General features: G+C 66.9%; 22 protein-coding genes. All 22 read right to left on the bottom strand.

The genetic code is table 11. The features are described 5' to 3' along the window. Window positions 1-2: 2 nt before the first annotated feature. Window positions 3-374, bottom strand: coding sequence for a hypothetical protein (locus LG306_RS16600; protein ID WP_153923479.1), 372 nt, complete (start codon window positions 372-374; stop codon window positions 3-5). A gap of 14 nt (window positions 375-388) precedes the next feature. Continuing rightward, the gene (locus LG306_RS16595) at window positions 389-730 is read right to left on the bottom strand and encodes a hypothetical protein (protein ID WP_153923478.1); all 342 of its coding nucleotides are present in this window, start codon (window positions 728-730) and stop codon (window positions 389-391) included. A gap of 251 nt (window positions 731-981) precedes the next feature. Then, on the bottom strand, window positions 982-1,341 hold the full coding sequence (locus tag LG306_RS16590; protein ID WP_153923477.1) for a hypothetical protein: 360 nt from the start codon (window positions 1,339-1,341) through the stop codon (window positions 982-984). A gap of 111 nt (window positions 1,342-1,452) precedes the next feature. Further along, window positions 1,453-4,614, bottom strand: coding sequence for a MobF family relaxase (gene mobF / locus LG306_RS16585; protein WP_153923476.1), 3,162 nt, complete (start codon window positions 4,612-4,614; stop codon window positions 1,453-1,455). Between the two features lie 2 nt (window positions 4,615-4,616). Further along, window positions 4,617-6,779, bottom strand: coding sequence for a type IV secretion system DNA-binding domain-containing protein (locus LG306_RS16580; protein WP_153923475.1), 2,163 nt, complete (start codon window positions 6,777-6,779; stop codon window positions 4,617-4,619). Window positions 6,780-6,843: 64 nt separating this feature from the next. Then, window positions 6,844-7,212: a ribbon-helix-helix protein, CopG family gene (locus LG306_RS16575; protein ID WP_153923474.1), complete on the bottom strand. Its 369-nt coding sequence runs from the start codon at window positions 7,210-7,212 to the stop codon at window positions 6,844-6,846. An 824-nt stretch (window positions 7,213-8,036) separates the two neighbouring features. Then, the gene (locus tag LG306_RS16570; protein WP_153923473.1) at window positions 8,037-8,864 is read right to left on the bottom strand and encodes a hypothetical protein; all 828 of its coding nucleotides are present in this window, start codon (window positions 8,862-8,864) and stop codon (window positions 8,037-8,039) included. A gap of 10 nt (window positions 8,865-8,874) precedes the next feature. After that, the gene (locus tag LG306_RS16565; protein ID WP_153923472.1) at window positions 8,875-9,195 is read right to left on the bottom strand and encodes a hypothetical protein; all 321 of its coding nucleotides are present in this window, start codon (window positions 9,193-9,195) and stop codon (window positions 8,875-8,877) included. Window positions 9,196-9,197: 2 nt separating this feature from the next. After that, window positions 9,198-9,500, bottom strand: coding sequence for a hypothetical protein (locus tag LG306_RS16560; protein WP_153923471.1), 303 nt, complete (start codon window positions 9,498-9,500; stop codon window positions 9,198-9,200). Beyond that, window positions 9,497-9,880 carry a hypothetical protein gene (locus LG306_RS16555; RefSeq protein WP_305484703.1) on the bottom strand — a complete coding sequence of 128 codons (384 nt, stop codon included), beginning with the start codon at window positions 9,878-9,880 and terminating at the stop codon, window positions 9,497-9,499. The genes LG306_RS16560 and LG306_RS16555 overlap by 4 nt, the downstream gene beginning before the upstream one ends. Before the next feature lie 706 nt (window positions 9,881-10,586). Next, window positions 10,587-10,892: a hypothetical protein gene (locus LG306_RS16550; protein WP_153923469.1), complete on the bottom strand. Its 306-nt coding sequence runs from the start codon at window positions 10,890-10,892 to the stop codon at window positions 10,587-10,589. A gap of 398 nt (window positions 10,893-11,290) precedes the next feature. Then, a complete protein-coding gene (locus LG306_RS16545) occupies window positions 11,291-11,776 on the bottom strand; it encodes a hypothetical protein (protein WP_153923468.1) in 486 nt (161 codons plus the stop codon). 403 nt (window positions 11,777-12,179) lie between these two features. Then, window positions 12,180-12,506: a hypothetical protein gene (locus LG306_RS16540; protein WP_404419828.1), complete on the bottom strand. Its 327-nt coding sequence runs from the start codon at window positions 12,504-12,506 to the stop codon at window positions 12,180-12,182. A 340-nt stretch (window positions 12,507-12,846) separates the two neighbouring features. After that, window positions 12,847-13,689 carry a hypothetical protein gene (locus LG306_RS16535; RefSeq protein ID WP_404419826.1) on the bottom strand — a complete coding sequence of 281 codons (843 nt, stop codon included), beginning with the start codon at window positions 13,687-13,689 and terminating at the stop codon, window positions 12,847-12,849. A gap of 370 nt (window positions 13,690-14,059) precedes the next feature. Then, a complete protein-coding gene (locus tag LG306_RS16530) occupies window positions 14,060-15,136 on the bottom strand; it encodes a hypothetical protein (RefSeq protein WP_404419824.1) in 1,077 nt (358 codons plus the stop codon). Window positions 15,137-15,516: 380 nt separating this feature from the next. Then, the gene (gene radC / locus LG306_RS16525; protein ID WP_153923466.1) at window positions 15,517-16,218 is read right to left on the bottom strand and encodes a DNA repair protein RadC; all 702 of its coding nucleotides are present in this window, start codon (window positions 16,216-16,218) and stop codon (window positions 15,517-15,519) included. Between the two features lies 1 nt (window position 16,219). Further along, the gene (locus tag LG306_RS16520) at window positions 16,220-16,393 is read right to left on the bottom strand and encodes a hypothetical protein (protein ID WP_153923465.1); all 174 of its coding nucleotides are present in this window, start codon (window positions 16,391-16,393) and stop codon (window positions 16,220-16,222) included. 407 nt (window positions 16,394-16,800) lie between these two features. After that, window positions 16,801-17,490, bottom strand: a complete 690-nt coding sequence (locus LG306_RS16515) for a hypothetical protein (RefSeq protein ID WP_404419822.1) — start codon at window positions 17,488-17,490, stop codon at window positions 16,801-16,803. Next, window positions 17,487-17,684: a hypothetical protein gene (locus LG306_RS16510; protein WP_316629624.1), complete on the bottom strand. Its 198-nt coding sequence runs from the start codon at window positions 17,682-17,684 to the stop codon at window positions 17,487-17,489. The genes LG306_RS16515 and LG306_RS16510 overlap by 4 nt, the downstream gene beginning before the upstream one ends. Window positions 17,685-18,051: 367 nt before the next feature. Continuing rightward, entirely contained in the window at window positions 18,052-18,690 is a 639-nt protein-coding gene (locus LG306_RS16505) for a hypothetical protein (protein ID WP_404419820.1), read from the bottom strand. A 387-nt stretch (window positions 18,691-19,077) separates the two neighbouring features. Then, window positions 19,078-19,392, bottom strand: a complete 315-nt coding sequence (locus LG306_RS16500) for a hypothetical protein (protein ID WP_153923462.1) — start codon at window positions 19,390-19,392, stop codon at window positions 19,078-19,080. Beyond that, complete coding sequence (locus tag LG306_RS16495; protein WP_404419818.1) at window positions 19,389-19,961, bottom strand: hypothetical protein; 573 nt, start codon at window positions 19,959-19,961, stop codon at window positions 19,389-19,391. Before LG306_RS16495 ends, LG306_RS16500 begins: the two co-directional genes overlap by 4 nt. Window positions 19,962-20,017 lie beyond the last annotated feature (56 nt).

The raw sequence follows: 20,017 nt of genomic DNA, 5'->3' as shown, positions 1-20,017 counted from the left end.
CGCTAGGCCAGCACGTCTTTGCGCGCGAGATCCCATCCCGCCGGCAGGTCGAAGATGATCTTGCCGCCGCCGGGTTCGGAGTGAGCGAGGGACTGCTTCTTGTCGATCTTGGCTTTGGGGGTCAGCTCAGGCGCCTGCAGGAGGGAAACGGCCTTGCGGGGGCTGAGGCGGAACTTTCCTTCTGGGTCCGATACAAGCTGGATGCAGCGGCGCCGGCCTTCCTCGCCGTAGAGGATGCGAACGGGCGTGGCGTCGGCGAAACCAGCCTCCTTCAGGAGGGCAAGGGGGATGCTGAGGGCGGCGCCCTGTTTGTTGACGGCGATCGTGGCGCCGTTTGCGCCCGGCCGGGCCTTCTGAACTTCACGAAACTGCATGGTTGGCTCCTTGATTAGGGGGTGGTGGTGGATGAGGGAGTGGGAGCGCCGCCAGCGATGACGCTGGCCAGCTCTGCATCGGCCCAGGCGTCCATGACCTGGGACAGGCGTTCGGCCGCCAACAGATAGACGGCCGCCGGGAAGCGGCGGGTCCAATCCTGCTGAAGACGGATGACGGCGTGCCGCACAGGCGGCGCCATTGAGACGTTGGCCCCGTCGCGCCGAAGGCGCTGCCAAAGCAGACGGGCGTCCAGCGCAGCATCCACCGGGTCGCGTTGCCACCAGGTGCGAACGACGCCGGCGGCAGGATCGTCCGATTTCGACCTCGCCAAGAACCGGGAGAGGACCGCGTGCATCTCGTCGTTGGCCGCGCGAGGAAGGTCAGAATTGCTAAAGATCGAAAAACCTGCTAACATATTGATTTCCCTCGCATAATAAGCATTATGTGAAGCGACACAGTAGCGGTTACTAATAGATATTGGTTTTCCGCAATCGCTGGATTCGCCCGCTGTCATGGCGTCGGTTCCCAAATGTCTGGACTCCGGTGCCTGAATCCCTGGACTCGAACGCCGGGGCGCTGTCGTTTTCGGAGTGGTCCGGTTCCACATCACCGGCCGGGGCCTCCGGCGATCAGCGCAAGGACGATCATCGCCACGAGAAGAGCGGGCGTTCCGACCAGGAGCCAGCGGGCGGTTTCGTTGCGGTGGAAGAAGGGAATGGCCTTGGACAGCCACATCACGACGGGTGCGATCAACCACGGGACTGCAGTGGTCGCCGCGTCGGTAACGCGGGCCGCCAAGGTCGCACCCGCCGAGAACCAAAGCAGCACCGTCAGGAAGATCCCGGCGGCGAAGAGCAAGGCGTATGCGACGTCGAAACGCGATACGTCGAGGCGGTCTCGGAGATCCGGCACGGCCCGGAGGTTGCTGCGGGGTAGCCTGGTCCTACTGGCTTGCCATTCGATCATTTGAACTTCTTCCTTGTGAATGAAGGGGTTTCGCAGTGGAGCGGCTACGGGAAGGCGGTAGCCGGTGAGCCGCCGAGGCGGCTAGGAGGCGTGGGCAGAACGGGGCCGCCATCACAGCCCCATCGCCGGGCTGTTGATCTCGACGGCCTTATCGAAGGACTTGTCCTTCTCGGCCTCCTTGGCGGGCTCGGACTCCTTGGGCTTGTCGGCCTCCAACGTGCCCGGCAGGGGCTTGTCGGCCCCATCGTCCTTTTCAGGACCGTCAGCGCCGGCAGACCGGGCGAGGTCGGTCTGATCCTTGGAAGAGCCGTCAAGTCCGTCGGCGGCCAGCGTAGCCAAGGGCTCGTTCGAGCGATCGGCATGATCCGGGAGACTGGATGCGAGCGCAGCCAGCTCGGCGCCCGCAAGCTTGGCCTCGTGCATGGCGATGAGGTTCTGGCCGTCCTGTTTGTTGAGGCGCATGGCCAGCAAAGCGGTGTCGTTCGTCACCAAGGTCAGGGTTTCCGCTGTGCGGGAAACCTGAACATAGGCGCGAGCCTGGTTGGCGCCTTCGCCGTGGGTGCTCGCTAACACGGCGACCACGTTCTGATAGGTCGAGCCCTGCGAGCGGTCGGCCGTTTCAGCGTAGGCGTAGCCTGTGAACCGCAGCGCCGGGTCGCTGGTCTTCAAGGTGTGTTGTTTGCCGTCAGCGCCGCGAATGTCCCAGCTATCCCGGCCAAGCCGCTCAACGGTGAACCCCTCCCCGGTCTTGAAGCCCCGATCAGCGTCCCGTCGCTCCCACACCAGACGGTCACCCTGCTGAACGTCGAGATCTTTGGAACGGTACGCCTCAAACTTGGACTTCCGCTGATCGCGGAGCGTCGTGAGGTCGATTGTGGTGCGGCGATCGCGGTCTGAAGCGACAATGAGCCGATCATTGCGCTCATCTCGGCCGACAACCGTCACCGTGGCGCCCTTGGTCAGGCCGGCTTCCTTGATGCCGCTGTGGAGCACGAGGATCTGGCCCTCGCGGTAGCTGGCCGCCTGATATGATTCCGCGCGGGTCATGCGGACGTGCGACAGGGTAGGTACGGACGTTGTGGGGCCGGTTAGAACGCCTCGGGCGGCCAAGTCGCCGCGGATGAGCTGAGAGACCTTTTCTCGAAGCGAGTGGGTAGGCACGATGACGGGAGCATCACCGCCACGTTCTTTCACCTGGGCCCACGCGGTATGAGCCGCCTCTGCCAGTTTGTCGTCGTTGGCGTCACGGCCGACTTGGACGACGCGAGAGCCTAGGGCCCGGAGCGCCTGGGCAGGCGCTCCCTGAGCCAGTTGTTCGACGGCGGCGCGAACCTCCGGATCTTTCTGGCGACGGATCTCGGTCATGCGGGCATGATCAAGCCCTTCCTCGAGAACGAGACGCCATGGCGCCCCAGCCTCGGGAGAGCCGAGCTGCTTTTCGTCCCCGACGAAGATGATCCGGGGAATCTGCAGGGTTTCGCTGACACGCATCAGACGGTCAGCTTGCGAGTTCGACAGCATCGACGACTCGTCGACCAGGAGCGTCTTCTTGGCCCAGCTTTCGCGGGCTTGGTCGAGCCCGGCTCCCGCGCCTCCAGTCTCGGCCCGAGTCATCAGGCCCTCATATCGCTGGAGGAAGCTTTCGACTGTGCCAGACTCGATCCCGGCGCCTTTTGACAGGGCTTCAGCGGCTTGGTGGGTCGGTGCCAGTCCCGCGATTTCGACGCCCCGTTCCGCAGCTACCTCGCGGACGACTTCGAACATCTTCGTCTTGCCCACGCCGGCAAGACCCTGAACCCCAACATACCGGTCGTGACTGGTGAGGAGCTTCTCCGCCCCTGCCCGCTGGCCGTCGCTGAGGACGATTCCGCCCTCCCGGCCAGCCGCGTGGGTCAAGGCGGCCCCAGCCTCCGCCAACGTCATAAGCGCGGGTGCAGTGTTCTTGCCCTGCTCAATACGGGAGACGATGCCGCGCTCCAGGTCGAGCGCCGGTTTGGTAGTGACGCCACCATTTAGGCGCGCATCGGCGTTGATCACTCGCCCGTCCTTCTCGAGGGCGGACAGTTGCCCCTCGATGCGAGAGGCGGTCATCCCTGCGCCCGCAAACTCCAGCGCCCGGCCCATTACCTCGTGGCGGGTGAAGACAGCCCTCCCCTGCTCAGCAACGCGCAACCCGAAGGAGACAGCGGCGCGGGCCGCATCGTCACGCACCAGGTCAGGTCTGCGATATCCGTAAGGATCATTCGCCGTCGCCGGATCGGACCGCCCGGTGATGCGCCGCAGGGCGGCCACGAAACGAGACGCCGCATCGGAAGCGGCGCCAGACACCAATGAGGACACGTCGCGGCCGTTCGCGCTGCGCTCCATTGCAGCGCCGGCCAGCGCGCGAGCGTCCAGGCCTGCGGCCTTCGACTCCACCGCCCAACGCGCGATGAGTTCAGCGCGAGGGGTGTCTAGCTTCTTCGGCCGGTCCCGTAGTGCCAGCGCATCCTTCTGGGCGCCGGTAAGGGGGGAACCCTTGCGCTTCTCCTCGATGGCAATGGCCGCCTCGATCTGCTCTCGGCGCTTGCTGAACTGACGCAGCTGCTGCTCGCCGAACGAGGCCAATTCGAAGGTGCCGGCCTTGGCATCACGACGGACGTCGTAGCCGAGCGCCAAGGCCTCCTTGGCCAACTCGGCGCGGTAGATCCGGCCGACCAGCTGGATGTGTTTGAAGAGCTGATAGCTCTCCAGGGCGCGGACCTTGCCCGTGGAGGGTTCTACAGTCGCGTTGGCGACGACGACATGGGTGTGACGCTGGGGGTCGCCCTGACGGGAAGTGCCGTGAACGGTCTTGGCGTAGACGAGGTTGCCGGTGTTCACCTCACGGATCTTGCCCTGATCGCGCACACGGGTGATCGCGAAGTGCTTCTCCGCATAGACCATCGCCCGATCGACGGCCTTGTTGTGAGCGACGTCGAGGCGGCGATCACCGCCAACCAGGATGGCCAGACTGACGCTCTTGGGCGCGGAGAAGGTGAGATCCCATCCCGCCCGGTGCTTTGTGTCCGCGCCAGCGGGTGTTTTGTCGCCGTCCTTAAAGGCTGGGTGGGTGCCCTGGAGGACCTTCTTGAAGTCCGTTCCTTCAGCCTTGCCCTCCAAGCCGATCTTGGCGGCACCCTTGCCGCCCCATTCCAGGCCGGGGGTGTCGGCCTCGCCAGTGACGTAATAGTCGTCCTTGCCGTAGTACTCGGCGGCCCCGGAGGAGCTTCCAATGCTGCTGACGGAAAGCATGGTCAGAGCCCCCGGCCATAGTCGCCGGTCAATTCACCGAGTGAGCCGAGGCTATGCTCCTCGCCGGCAGGACGCGGCTCTGGGGTAGGCCGGTCCCCGTCGAACAGCTCGCGCTGTTGCTTCTGTTCGTTCTCGCGGGCGGCCTCCTCCCGGGCGGCCTCGGCGCGAGCGAGGGAGATTGCCCTGCCCTTCTCTGTCGGCAACGCGCCGGGATCCGCGACCAGGTCGTTCTCGTTGACTGCCTCGTCCGCCTCGCCGTCGACGACGAGGTCGCCATCGACCGCCACGAGGACCGGGCCGCCGGCGGCGGCTGCGGGCGCAGCTGCAGTGCCTTCAGCCGGATCGTCCGGCCGCTCGCCCCGCGCGCGCGCAATGAACTCGCGGATGGGGTCAGGTCCAGTGCGCGGAACATAGGGGTCCGCGATCCGGGGACTGGCGTCGAAGCTGAAGGCGACCGGAGCGATAGGGAATGGCCGTCCGGCGCGCTTGTTGCTCATCCGAATGACGCCCTGCAGCGACGGCAGGTTCATCAGGTCCGTGGGGAGGTAAACCGGCTCCTTCTCTTCGCGCGGCGCGATGCCGACGCCGTCGCGAATGCTGTTCGCGCCATAGGAGGTGTTCTCCGAGACGCGGTGCATGACGCGCTCGCCGATCGTTTCGCTCATGATCTGTGCGGTCTGAAAATCGCTGCACCGCAGGATCAGCTTATTGAGGCACTGACCCATGATGGTGCTGGCCTTCTCCTTCCCGTAGATCTCCTGGATCTGCGAGACCTGCTGCATCCCGAAGACCATGGCGCCGCCATACTTGCGAAGGCGCTGGGGGCCGTCGGCCAGCTTGTCGATACGGCCAAGCGAGGGGAACTCGTCCAGGAACAGCCACGTCGGATGCGGCGCGATACCCTCCGCGTTCCGCGACAACAGGGCGCTGATGACGATCTCGGACCAGAAACCGAGAAGCGGCCGAAGGGTGTCGGCATGGGTCTCAGGTGCGGACAGGAAGAGAAGCCCGGGGGTCCGACGTTCCTGATTGACCCAGCGGCGGATGGAGAAGGGCTCGCCCTTTCCGAGGAGGTAGACGAGTGGCGTCACGCCCTCGACCAGCACGGACTCAATCGACGATACCCGGGGTCCCGCGCCGCCGCTGATGTGCTTGTGGGCTGGGGTGCCGACGAGGAGACGTTCCAGCCGCTTCGTCGAACCGAACAGCATGTTCAGCGCCGTATCGAGGCTGACGTTGGGGTCGCGCTCTTTCAGAGTGAAACAGGTCCAAGAGAACAGCGACCGGGCGACGTTGCTCCAATAGGGGTCGCCGCTCTTGGGGTCCTTGAACAGGCCGTGGGCGAGACGATCCCATTCGACGTGATCTGTGGCGTCGTGGAACGGCGACCAGGCGGGCGACCGTTCGTCAAAGGGGTTGAGGATGAGGTCGGTCTCGGGGTTGTAGTGCTGGGCGATGTATTCCAGCTCCGGGTCGTAGACGACGCCGCGATCTCCGCGCGCGCGGACGGACCGAATAAGACGGTGCATGGCGACCGACTTACCCGCGCCCGGACTGCCGGTGATGAGGGTGTGTTCCTGCTCGGCGTCCATCGGGTACGGGATGCCAACGAGGTTCGCCGGGAGGTGGTCGGGCCGGTTCTTCGCCTTGGCCTGCTCCTGATTGAATAGGGTGATCTCGTGCGCAAGCTGGGGTGCGCGAACAACCTGCTGTCCTCGGATTTGCCGGGTCTTCAGCTTCTCCTTGCCCGCTCGCGTGTACCAATAGGCCGTGGCGATCCCGGTCAGCGCCGCGCCCATAATCCAAAGAGCGAAGCCCAGCTTGGCATGATGGAAGTAGCCGTAGGCGTGGGGCGCGACCCAGCTGAGCTGCTCGACTTCGCCAACAGGGTACGGGCGGGGTCCACGTCCGGGTGTGGGCACGCTGATGAGTTGGGGTGCTGGCGGACCAACCCATTCGAGGACGTTCGCCATAAGGGCGAGGGTCCCATAGCTCTGCTCATCATCCGAAGCGCGGAGGTTCACGCAGATGACGCAGACGGCTCCCCACAGAATGAGGACGATCACGATGCGCGCGAGAACCTCGCGGATCATGTCGAAGGTATGCCCGATGGTCTGTCCACCACGAAGCCAGGCGGAGAGGTTGCCCTTGGAGGGTCGGCTCATTGTCACTTCCCGATTGGGTTAGGCGACAAGAGCGGGGCGGCGTCGGAAGGGGTGGCGCTTGATACTACTCTGACAGCGCCGCGAAAAGGGCCACGAGGCGATCATCTTCCGGCGGCGGCGCATCGACGTCGAATGGACGCTTCCCAAGGGGACCAAAAAGGAGCGCCCCAGCCTGGCCTCCCATCTGTCTCACCTTCGCCAGCTCCTCCTCGTTGAGGGTGCGCTTGGCCAAGGCTGTCAGGAGCGCGAGGGTCAGCATCGTCTGGTGACCAGCCTGCTGGGCGATCCAGTCGCGCCGATCCTGGTGCGCGGTGTTGATTAGCTCCTCGATCACTTGGCTTTGCGACAGACCACGGGTTTTCGCCAGCGTGCGAAGCCGTTGCTGGGCCTCTTTTGAGACATAGGCTGTGATGCGAGGGAGGTTGGTTGGCATTGGCGATCTGGGATTATGGCGGCACTAGTACCCCTCCCGTAGCACGTTGTTTCAGCGAGGGAAACCGGCAAATCCCCGAAGTGGGGGCACTAGTGACACCCGGTTGCGCCCGCCGTTTCGCCTGCAAAAACCGATACTTAGAAGAACCGCAGGTGTGCGTAAGGTGTGCACCTCCCACAGGGAGGTTTCTTCAACAGGCCCCCCCAGGGGCCACTCCTCACTCACGTGACTGGTTTGGGACTCCGAGAAAGGCCTCCCGACCCTCTAGGCACAGACCCAATTCGGCATCACCGACCAGATCGAGAACACCTCGACCGAGGCCGCCTTCGGCCGAGCAAAGACCCGCGAACAGCGGCTCGCCAGATCCGCCAGAGGCGGTTCGCCTCCCGTCGCCCGTCAGGGCCAGGGCAAAGGCGAACCGTCAGCGGATCAAAAACGGAGTCGAAGACGCACGTGCGTATCCGAGAGGGTCCTCCCGGCGGCCGCGCAGCGACCCCGGGCCGGAAGAAAGGCGCCCCGCGCCTCTAGGCATCGACCTCATGGCCCCCGCCATGGCCACCGTCCCCCGCGCCGCAGGCGCAACAAATCCACGCCGACCCGCGCACCGAGCACAGAAAAGGGCCCGCCCTGGACAAGCCAAAGCGGGCGCAGCCCGACGCGAAAAAACAGCGCTGGCGATCAGGGCCGAATGGGCAACAGCTCGCGCGCAGCGCAGCCGCCCAAAGGCCCGCGAGGCGTCGCAGAACGCCTCGGCGTTTTCGGTTCAATCCCGCGCCGAAGGCGCAACCGAAAACACGCCGCGCGCCCCCTGCCGGAACAGACGCCTATGGCGTCCATCCGCTCTCGAAAGTCGCCTGCGACAGGTCCGCTATTTCATCGGCGCAGCCGACCCAGACCACGCGGCGCGAAAGGTCACTGTTCCACGGGGCGACCGCGTCGCCATCGTCCTGGTGGCTCAGATAGAAGACCTCGAACCGGAAGGGCGTGCCCAGCGCCGAGAACACCCCGCACCGGCGCTCGCCGGATGGATCGATGTTGTGAGTGAAGCCGACGAAGTCGGCAACGCCATCCCAGAGCAAACACCAGCGACCCCGGCTGACATGTAGATAGACCTGCGGCCGTTCGTATTCCTCATCGGGCACGAAGCCCGGCGCAAGGAAGGCCATCGCCCCGGGGGAATAGGCCCGCCGGCAGCGGGTGTTGGTGTCCCCCGCGCGTGCGCGATCATTGAGAGCGGCCACGGCGGAGAGACGTTCCGCCGCAGGCATCGGGACAAGGGTGGATGCGGGCACCGCGACACCCTTCAGCGTGTCCCAGATCAGAGAGGCCAGAAGCCCCGGATTGCGGGGAAACCATCGGCTCGAATTGTACCGGGCCAGCACCGCCGCGCGGGCATGGTCCGGCAGGGCGAATAGCCGTGTCCGGACCTCCCGCCACTTGGCGGCATGAGCATCCCGCGCGCTCTGCTCCCAGACGATATCGCCCGCCTGACGACGGGCCATCTCCTCCTCGGCCGGAAGCTGAGCCTCCGCGATGAGCGGAGCCAGCAAGGGCAGCTTTTCGCGCTTCGCGCGACAGCTGCGCTCATAGGCCGACAACTGGCGGGGGGTGATGACGCGGGGGCCGTGGCGCTGTTTGCGAACGAACTGCATGACGGCGCTCCTAGGCCAGACCGTGCGCGGCGCGGGCTTCCGATTCACGCTCCCACAGTCGGCGGCAGGTCAGCGGAAGCCCGCCGTCCGACCGGTCGCCGTCGTAGCTGGGCCACGCCCGCGACCGCGCCCACTCCGCGCCGGAACGGCGCCAGACATAGTCAGCCAGCACCCCCCAATGCGGGTCGTCGTAGATGACATAGGCCCACTCATGCCGCCCGATCGTCATGACCGGGGAGACGTAAAGGACGGGCGCAAGGAAGAGATAGCGGACCTCGGGCGACGCCGAAGGCGGCGCATCCGAAGCCGTGAACAGGGCGAGCTGCGACACCGTCAATGCTCCGTCGGTTCGCCAGCCAGCCGCAAGGCCTGGGCGGCGGCGCAACGCGCCTCGCCCAACGCCGCGACCAAAGCCGGATCCACGGCGAGCCTGCGCGAGCTGATATCCTCGGCGACCGCGCCGGCGGATTGCTCCAGGGCGACCAGAGCGGCGAACAGCCGCTGGGCGCCAGCGAGCATCACGCCATCGGCCGTGGTCCCGTTGACAGTGGCCACGACCCCACGGCTCGGATCGACCACGACGCGGCGCTGTTCGAGGTAAAGCCAGCCCGCTGGCAAATCGGAAACCGGGCTCACATCGCCCCCCGCATCTGGTCCGCCTCGGCGGGCGAGGACAGTAGCAGCCGAAGCGCGAGATGGGGCCGGGTCGCCCGCTCGATCCGCCGCTGCTCCCGGCGCGCCTGCCGCAGGACCGCAAGCGGCCGAGGGATCACCCCGCGAGCCAGGGCGGTGACCGCAATGCGGGCCGCCGTCGTATCGTGCAGGCCGTGACAGGCCAGCGCATATCGCACAGCATCCCCGGCGAGGCGGTGACGGTCAGCAGCGCCGAGGCCCGTCTTGGCCGACGCGGCCAGCGCTTCCGCCAGGGCGAAGTCGGCGGACGTTTCACCCAGCGCCACGGCATAGATGCGCGCGCGCTGGCGGCGGGGCAGGTCCCGCAATGTGATCGGGGTCATGACTACTCCTTTCGGCCACAGACACGGCGGGCGAAGGGTTCGCACTGGGCCAGAAATCGTGATGGAAGGCGCCCGCGCTTTTCCGAAGCGTGGGCGGCAAAGCCGCACCGCGGACGGGGGAGGAAGGAGATCAAGGTCGTGGCGGCGGAGGGGGATCACCCGCCCTGCAGGCGGAGCCGAAGGGCGGGGACACCGCCGCCTAAGCCGCCTTGGCGGTCGCCTTGAGGGACGACCGGGGGCGGAGCCCCCCAAGGGGGAAAGAGGTAATCCGACGCGACCAGGCGCAAGCGACCGCGAGGCCGAAGGCCAGCTGGTCGCCAAGCCCGGGAGCGCACCCTGCCCTATCCGTCGCCGGGTCACCGCGCGCGAAGCGCTGCGGTCGGCGCCCCGCTGAGACGCTGACGCGACAGGCGGTAATGATCGCGAGGCCGAAGGCCAGCGATCGGCCCGCCCAGAGCGCCCGCAACCTGACCATCCGGCAGGCCGTCGTCGCGACCCGTAGGGAGCGGCGCGCGCAGCGAGGCCGTCGCCGGCAGCACTTGTCGAACGTGACCAGGCGCAAGCGACCGCGAGGCCGAAGGCCAGCTGGTCGCCAAGCCCGGGAGCGCCCCCTGCCCTGTCCGTCGCCGGGTCACCGCGCCGTCAGGCAGCGGTCGGCGCCACACCAACGGAGCGCGCACAAAAAGGGGGCCGAAGCCCCCGGGGATCAGTAGGGACAGCGAGCCAAGGCCGTCTGCGGGGTCAGGTCCGGGTCGCGTTGCCAGAGCTTCCGGGTCTCGGCCTCGACGGTGTCGTAGATCGACACCGCCGTGACATAGGGGTGCTGCGCCTGGCAGCGGTCAAACTCGGCGGCGGCGACCGCGAGATCCGAGGTGCGGTAGGCTTCTTCCTCGCCCACGATCTCATCGACGACCAGGACGAGGTAGCGCCCGTTCGCATCGCCGGGGCCGTAGTACCGTTCGGTGCTCGTGAGCCCGGCCGGGGCCGATTGGGTCGTGGCGGATTCGGACATGATGGATCTCCATGGGGCCGGTCCCAGCGACCGGCTATGGAGCCTCGGGGCACGGGTGGGCGCCCGGCAGTCACCGGAGCGGCGGCCTCGGCCGACGCGCAGGGGAACGGCGCAGCCGTTGACTTTCGGGCTCCCGTGACACGATGCGGAGGAGACGTGCGCGCTCTCTCTCAGTCCGGCAGGCCGTCGTCGCGACCCATAGGGAGCGGCGCGCGCAGCGAGGCCGTCGCCGGCGCACTTGTCGGACGTGACCAGGCGCAAGCGACCGCGAGGCCGAAGGCCAGCTGGTCGCCAAGCCCGGGAGCGCCCCCGCCCTATCCGTCGCCGGGTTACCGCGCGCGAAGCGCTGCGGTCGGCGCCGCACCCGTTGTGCGCGCGAAAAAGGGGGCCGAGGCCCCCTAGACGATCATCTCGTCGGCGATCGTGAAGGCGCTGTCGAAGCTGCTGGCGAGGCGCATTGAATGGTTCCCCCGGCGGACTTGGCTAATGGTCCAGGTCCGATGCGCGGGATCCCAATAAATTCGAACGCTGGCGGTGACATCGACGGTGTGCCGGAACGACGCCGGGGTAGCGTAGCGAGCCCGTGCCCACATCTCGTCCACGAGGGCCGGTCGGTTCAACCAGAGCCGGAAGCGGAACCGGCGATCCGTGGCGACCTTGTCTTCGGCGTAAGCGGTCAATCCCGCATCAGCCGTCCGCCATGTCTGGCAGACAGTTTCTGCATCGACCCAACGGGGACCGAGGATGGTCCAGACGCGAACCTGCCGAATGACGGCATGAGCGGGATAGATGCTGTCCCACGCACGCCCGAAATGCTCACGCGCCTCGGCGAGGAAGGCGGTGCTGAACTGGTAGGTCTCACGGACGATGTGACGTTGGGTCATGGCGTTCTCCTTTAGTCGGCCCCGGGGCGAGGCGCGATGAACCAGACGGGCACAGGTGGGTGCCCGGCAGTCACCGGAGAGCGCGGCCTTGGTCGCGATCGAAGGGAAACGGCGAAGCCGTTGACGGCTGGGCTCCTGTGACAGGATGGGAAGACGCGCGCGCTCTCTCTCAGTCCGGCAGGCCGTCGTCGCGACCCATAGGGAGCGGCGCGCGTAGCGAGGCCGTCGCCGGCGCACCTGTCGGACGTGACCAGGCGCAAGCGACCGCGAGGCCGAAGGCCAGCCGGTCGCCAAGCCCGGGAACGCCCCCGCCCTCGCCTTCGCCGGGTCACCGCGCGCGCAGCGCTGCGGTCGGCGCCCCGCTTGTGGGTCGCGCACAAAAAGGGGGCCGAAGCCCCCTCGATTAGAAGGGGCAGCCCATCATGGCGTCCGCCGCCGCCGGATCGAAGCGATCCCAGAAGGCGTTGTCGCTGGGATCGTTGGCCAGGATCATGGCATCGAACCACTCGTCCGCTGCGCTGGTGTGCTGCAGCTCCTCGATCGAGTCCCGGATATACTCGTCCTCAAAGGGGAAGGTGCCCGCATCCCACATGGGCTGCAGGACCAGGTAGAACGGATCATGACCTTGATCTCCGTAGTCGATCGAGCGGGTGAAGGCGTCCCAGGCCTCGATTTGAGCCTGACGGTCCAGAGCGGCCCAGGCGGCTTGAACTTGTTCGATCGTTTGCATGACTGTTCTCCATGAAGCCGATCCCAGCGACCGGCGATGAAGCTTCGGGGCACGGGTGGCGCTCGGCAGTCACCGGAGGCGCGGCCTCGGCCGCGGCGGAGGGGAACGGCGAAGCCGTTGACTTCCGGGCTCCCGTGACACGATGCGAAAACGACGTGCGCGGGAAAGTGCCCGCGACTAGCGGGCACACGATCAGCAAGCCCGTCAGGGCGCAGCGTGTGCTGACGATGATCCGGACGCGGACAGCCGAAGTCGCGGCGACGGCCACAGGCCGCCGCCGTCGTGCCCCGGTAGCCCGACCCATCGCCCGCTCAGGCAACAGGTCGGATCGGTGTCGGTGTCAGAAGGCGAAGGCCCCCTGCCCCGACGATTGTTCGATGAAGGTGGCGGACGGTCCGGCTTGGTGTCGGTCCCGGCCGAGGCGCGTCCACTGCAGGTGGCCGCTGCGGTCCTTGGCGAACCATCCGGTCTCAAGTCCGATGACGATGGCCCACGCGGTATCGCCCGGCGCGTCGCAGCCCGTGTTCACGGGCCAGCGCTCCACCTTGTCGTCTGCCGTAACGGAGCCCGGCCGGGGGAAGCTGCAGAGGATGGCGTTCGGATCGGCGGGACAGGCAACGCCCAGCACATCGAAGATGTGGCGGGCATCGGCGGGGGTGAGGGCGTCACCGTCCTCCCGACCACAGCTCAGCGAGAAGGTCACGGCCTGCAGGAGATGGGCGTCAGTCGTGAACTGGCGGGTGTCGAGGGCATCTTGCCAGCGACCCGCCGAGATCAGATCGACGGCGTGCCACCACATGCCGAGGCCGGTTTTGGTGTAGCCGTAGGGGTTCGGAGCGCCACCGGCGGGGATGGCCATGCCCATGACCTGGCAGACATGTTTGACGAAGGGATGATCGACCAGGGCCGGGTGCATGAGGCCCAGCCGCCGCCCGCCCTCCTGATACTCGCTGACCTCGATTGGGAAGCGGAACAGACGAGAAGGGAGATTCCACGGCGCCGGGAGGGTCCAGTCGTGGGGGACGGTGAGGGCGTGGTTCAGATCCAGCAGGAAGCTGTTGTGAGCCAGTCCTTCGGCGATCAGGCGGTCGCCAATTTCGTCGCGCGGCAACTCGGCCGCGGGAGCCTCGGCGATGATGACGGGAGGGGCGGTGACTTCGGGAAGGGCTTCGATCGCTTGCATCGTGGTCTCCATCGTTGGCCGGTCCCAGCGACCGGCTATGGAGCTTCGGGGCACAGGTGGGCGCCCGGCAGTCACCGGAGCGGCGGCCCACTCGGCCGACGCGAAGGGCGAACGGCGCAGCCGTTGACTTCCGGGCTCCTGTGAAACGATGCGAACAAGACGTGCGCGTTTCTTTTTCATTCCGGCAGGCCGTCGTCGCGACCCATAGGGAGCGGCGCGCGAAGCGAGGCCGTCGCCGGCACACCTGTCCGACGTGACCAGGCGCAAGCGACCGCGAGGCCGAAGGCCAGCTGGTCGCCAAGCCCGGGAACGCCCCCTGTTCTATCCGTCGCGGGTCACCGCGCCGTCAGGCAGCGGTCGGCGCCTGAGATCAGGCCGCTTGTGGATGAGGGGTTTCGGCAAACAGCCGAGATGACGGAGAGACGTCGAAGACGCCGGCGTCACGCTTGTCGAACAGGGTTAGCCATTGGCCGAGGTCGGCGCGCTCTGTGACAGGCACGCCGGATTCTGCGTCCTGGAAGCGGACGAGGGCTTGCGGCGCCATCGCGGTGATCTCGTCGATCGCTTCCGACGATAGAAGCCCCTGTTCGCGGATATAGTCTGTGATGCGGCCCGGCTTTTTCTCGCCGCCGCGAGTCCCCTTGACGCCGTTGCGCCATAGCCCCTCGATCTTCTGAAGCCGGGGCGCGGCGCGGGCTTCCATCAACACGATCCTGCGCAGCTGTTCGACAGGCAGGGTGTGGACCTCCCACGTCTTCATGGCGCCGCACATGAAGCAGGCGCTCTTCGGGGGAACGGGAAGGCCTGCACGACGGATCCGCTCTTCGCAATCGCAGCGATGCCAGCCCAGCACGCGAAGCGGGTAGCCGTAGACGTAGCGGGGATCGACATAGCCTTCGCGGTGCGCGTAGCGCTTGGCGTCGGCTGGGGAGCAGTCGTAGCCAATCAGCTTGATGACCTTGCCCCCGTTCGCCCAGGCAGTGACGGCAGGCTCCCACTGTTCGGTCCATTTGTTCTGAGGCTCGATCTTCCACTTCTGGGAGCAGCTGGAGAACCCGAAAGAGATCGACGGCAAAGTGCCGTTGGTCAGGCAGTTCTCATCGAGAGAGCGGTAGGGAGGGAAGTTTTTGTAGTTCTTGGGCTGATAGCGGACGGTGATTAGCGTCACGCCGCGATCAGCGAGCCATTTGGCGAAGAGTTCGATGAAGGCATAGGTGGTGGGCTTCTCGCTGCCTGTGTCAGCAAACAGGACAATGTCGATGCGGATGCCGGTCTCGATCAGCTCTATCAGCATCGCGGTGCTGTCGACGCCGCCGCCGTATGCCACCATCACCGGGGTATCGGCCTCGAAGAAGGAATGCTGATTGCCTGCGGCCTCGGCCTTCCACGCCTCCATGGCCTCGATGAGTGGACTGGTCATGATGATCTCCTCGAATCCCGATCCCAACGATCGGCTTCCGAGGCTCGGGCCACGGGTGGCGCTCGGCAGTCACCGGAGCGGCGGCCCACTCGGCCGACGCGGAGGGCGAACGGCGTAGCCGTTGACTTCCGGGCTCCCGTGTCACGATGCCAAGATGACGGTCGCCCCCCTTTCATTCCGGCAGGCCGTCGTCGCGACCCATAGGGAGCGGCGCGCGCAGCGAGGCCGTCGCCGGCGCACCTGTCGGACGTGACCAGGCGCAAGCGACCGCGAGGCCGAAGGCCAGCTGGTCGCCAAGCCCGGGAACGGTCCCTGCCCTGTCCGTCGCCGGGTCACCGCGCGCGAAGCGCCGCGGTCGGCGTCGCACCGACCGATCGCGCACAAAAAGGGGGCCGAAGCCCCCTCGATCAGATGAGGCCTTTGGACCGGAAACTGACGCAGCTCTCGCTCGCTACGATGACGTGGTCATGGACGGCGATGCCCATGAGCTTGCCGATCTCGATGAGGGACTTGGTGATGTCGATGTCAGCCCGCGACGGGGTGGGATCGCCCGAGGGATGGTTGTGGACCAGAATCAGCGCGGCGCAGCCAAGCTCCAAGGCGCGCCGTATAACCTCCCGTGGGTAGACCGGCGCGTGATTGATCGTGCCCGCCCCCAGCAGCTCGTCGCGGATCAGGCGGTTCTTGTTGTCGAGGAACAGAACCCGGAACTGCTCGATCTTGGCATGGGCCAGCCGCGCGCGCAGGTATTCGTTCAGGACGGACCAGGAGCTTAGGACGCAACGGTCCTCGATCCCGGCCCGCGCCATTCGGGCGCCCAACTCCGAGGCAAGCTGCAGATCCTGATGAACCGCCGCGTCGAGGCCGGTTCGATGGGTGAAGTCGCCTACGGTGGCGGACGTTGCCGCCGCCGCTGAGCCGAACTCGTCGATGATGATGTAGGCGGCCCCGAGGCCGCCGTTGTGGCGAAGAAGCCGACCCAGCAAGTCGGTATCGCTGAGTGATCCGCAGTGGTCGTGGTTCGGCGAGACGGTCTCGCGGGGCAAGAACCCGGTGAAGGGCAACGCCAACTCCGAGACGCCGGGCGGGGTTGAGGAACGGCGGGCCATCTTAGAACGCCGCCACTTGCTGAGCGGTGACCCAATGCAGCGGAACCTCTTGCCAGGCCGCGACCTGTTGGCGGGCGGCCAACTCCGTGGCGGCCCAGGTGATGACCGAGAACTGAGTGACGCTGCCGACCAGGCATTGCCATTTGGGGAAACCGTTGATCGTGACGGTGTTCATGTCGATGCTCCTTTTTTGGCCGATCCCAGCGATCGGCGATGGAGCTTCGGGACACGGGTGGCGCTCGGCAGTCACCGGAGCGGCGGCCTCTTGGCCGCCGGCGGAGGGGAACGGCGCAGCCGTTGACTTCCGGGCTCCCGTGACACGATGCGAAAACGACGTGCGCAGTAAACTTTCCGGTACGGGCAGGCCGTCGTCGCGCCCCATAGGGAGCGACGCGCGAAGCGAGGCCGTCGCCCGCCGCACTCGTCAGACGTGACCAGGCGCAAGCGACCGCGAGGCCGAAGGCCAGCTGGTCGCCAAGCCCGGGAGCGCCCCCGGTCTATCTGTAGGCAGGCCGAGGCGGCGAGCGGAGCGAACCGCCCGCCGCATGGCGCGGCCGTCGCCGGCGCAACAGGCCGGAGATGTCACCAGGGCAGGATCTTCCAGGTGGCGTGAGCCTCGGCCTCAAGCCGATCGGCCAGCTGGATGTCCATCAGGTGATCGCCCTTGGCGAGGCACCAGGCCTCGTTCCAGAACCACATGTTCGCGTCGGCCCGGGCCTCTTCGGCCGGGTCGTCCGCGACATGGTAGCCCTTGGCGGGATCGTAGTGGGTCTCGTAGGACCCGCTCGGCTCGTGACCGACGACGTCGAGGAAGGCCGCCGCCATGACCATGTTCGAGTCGCAGAAATCGTGCGACGCACAGGTGTCGAATGGGCTGTCCCACGCCTCGGCATTGCGCCGGAGCATTTCGGCCCACTGTTCGGTCGTCAGCGTCTCCTTCAGACGCTCGACGAACCGGGCGGAGAGCGAGGCGACCAGACCGGTCAACAGCTCAAGGGCACGCCCCAACGCGGCGCACGCGGTGGCGTCCTCGTCGATGTTCGGGGTGTGGCCGCCGGAAAGGTCAACCAGGCCATCCGGACCGGGCTGCAGCGCGCGCCATTCGTCGACGCTGTCGGACTCGCCGTCGAGCCAGATGGCGACTTCGGTCTGAACGGCGGGCGTGATGCTGATGTCGGCCCAACCGTTCCAGGTTGTGCCGTGGGCGAAGCCGTCCCAGATCGGGGAATCGTCAAAGTGCCATTTGACGGGACGCAGCGAAGCGCCGGTCATTGGACCGGGCCCCGCGCGCCGTCGAAGCACAGGTGGAAGGGGTGGAAGACCGCCTCGCCAGCGGCCTCGGCTGCGGCGTAGCTGTTGGCCTGCGCCATGCGCTCGGTGCCCGACAGGCTCTGGAATGCGGCGATGATGGAGGCGCGCTGCATCTGCAGCTGTTGTGCGATGATTGACATATCGGGACGGGGCATCTTGTTTCTCCAGCTCCCAGCCAGGTGATCCGGCTGGCTCGCGGGTGTCCCGCGATCACGCCCCTTGCCAGGCGGGGTTTGAGCCGGAAGCGCACCCGAAGGGCCGGAACGGAGTGGAGGACGGCGTAGCCGTTGAGCGACCGGCGACCCCGCCCCTCTTGGGCGTGATTGATCGCGGAACCCGCAGGCCGGAAACCACGGGAGCGACCGAGAAGCGCTCCGTCGTCCTGTTTGACCGACGACAGCCAATGCCCGCCGCCCTGCCCCCTAAGCCGCACCGGGAGCCCACGAGCGGGCGGCATGGCCGGGGAAGTTCGTTGACCGCCTTGCGCCCCCAGCGCGGTCCCACGCCCACCAGCGGCCATTCTCACGGCTCACACAGCCAGCGCCGGAGCTTGGCGCGCATGTAGCCGATCTGGTCGTTGATGATGGTCAAGGGCGCGGTGGCCGCGATGAACCCGTGATCGGTCATCTCAGCGACATAGGACTGCCCGACCCGGACGTACTCCTTGCCGCCGCAGATGGCGACGTCCTCAAAGGCGCGACCCGCTTCGCGGACGAGACGAGCGATGACGCCGCCGGCGGTCCGCAGCCGCTCGCGGCTGGCAAGGTGCCGATCGCGCGCGCCCTGGGTGCGGAACGTGAGGTCATAGTTGGGATAGTACCCTGCCAGCCCGCGCTGGATCATCGTCTCGGCGGTCTTGGCCGTGAGCAGGGTGTTGTAGTGGGGCAGAGGATCCCGGGAGTGCCCGAAGCCGTAGCGGGCTGAAAGGAACGCGACGTGCGCTAGGGACCCATCGGGGTCGGCCGCTTTGAGGGTTTGCCAGAGCGGCCCGGTGTAGCGGTCCCGCGCCGAGAGGTCTTCGCCTTCAGCCTTGGACGAGGAACAGGCGAGGATCAGCAGCCGCGGCCGCGCTAGCGGGCGCGCTGCAGGAGCGCGGTCGGCCGGAGCGGTGAAGTCCAATTCGTGCTGGCGCATAAGCTCGCACAGTGTTGCGTGGGTCATCGGGTTCTCCTCGGTGAGCCGCCCGGAACGGGCGGGGCGCGCCCTATCCGTTGCGAGGTGCCGGCCCGTCACCGAGGACTCGGCCGTCCGGCCGGTCAGAGGGGAACGGCGAAGCCGTTGACGGGATAACCGGCGGTGCCCTTGCATCAGGATCGGCCGACCCCGCCGCCCCTCTCTCAGTCCGGCAGGCCGTCGTCGCGACCCATGGGGAGCGGCGCGCGCAGCGAGGCCGTCGCCGGCGCACTTGTCTGACGTGACCAGGCGCAAGCGACCGCGAGGCCGAAGGCCAGCTGGTCGCCAAGCCCGGGAACGCCCCCTGCCCTCACAGTAGGCAGGCCGAGGCGGCGAGCGGAGCGAACCGCCCGCCGCAAGGCGCGGCCGTCGCCGTCACCCGGATGGGTGAAGGTCCAGGATCGCGTCAGCCTCATCCCGGGCGAGGACGTAGCCACAGTCCGCCGGGATCTCGCTCTCGTCCTGGTAGATGTGCGTCAACAGGGCTTCATCGACGAGGTCGCGCAGGGTGCGAAGCACCGTGAGACCGTCGGCGCTGAGCTCCGCGGCGGAGGCCGAGGCGCGCAGCGCCCGGGCCTCGATGATGAGATAGGACAGCGTGTCCACGGCGTCGGCGCCGGACATATGGCCGTCAAGCTCCTCGCCGGTCTTCATGCCGGCGATGCGATCGAGGAAGGTGATGAGGCTCATTGGGTGATCTCCTGGGTCAGGGCGCAATGCAGTTCGACAGACAGACCGGACAGGCCCGAAAGGGTGTCCGCGACAGCCTTGGCCTGGTCGAGGTCGGCATTGGGAAGGTCGGTGATGGCGAGCGCTTCACCGTCAGGGTTGATGCCGTACACGGTGTAGAATTCGGTGCTGGCGCGGTCCTGGCCGCCGTCGACGACACCGTCGTCGTCGGGGTCCATGCGACAGCCGCCGATCTGCAGCACAGTGAACTCCCGCCAGTCCGGCTCGGCGCCGTCGGTGCAGCAGTTGAACAAGACAGCCGGATCGACCGGGACGGGGTCGGCGACGGCCGAGGGTTCCTCGGGAAGCAGGCCGTTTTCGATCGCCATGCGCGCGAGCGCGCCGGCGATCACGCGCGCGCCGTCCTCGAGGGCCGCGCTTTGGCAGGGCAGGAAATCGCCGGACGTCCAGCTCATGGCGTCAGCCAGGACGGAGGCCATGGCTTCAACGCCGGCGGATGCAGCCTTATCGAGGAGATCAGACGAGACGGAGGCCAAGGCGGCCTGGTCGTGCAAGTCAGCGAGATTCATGAAGGTCTCCAGCTTCCAGCCGGGGGATCCAGCTGGCCCGCGGGCTTGCCGCGATC

Source organism: Brevundimonas vesicularis (assembly GCF_044807075.1).
GTDB classification, from domain to species: Bacteria; Pseudomonadota; Alphaproteobacteria; order Caulobacterales; family Caulobacteraceae; genus Brevundimonas; species Brevundimonas vesicularis_G.
Note: the sequence above shows the minus strand (reverse complement) of the source record. Positions and strands in the feature narration are given on the sequence as shown.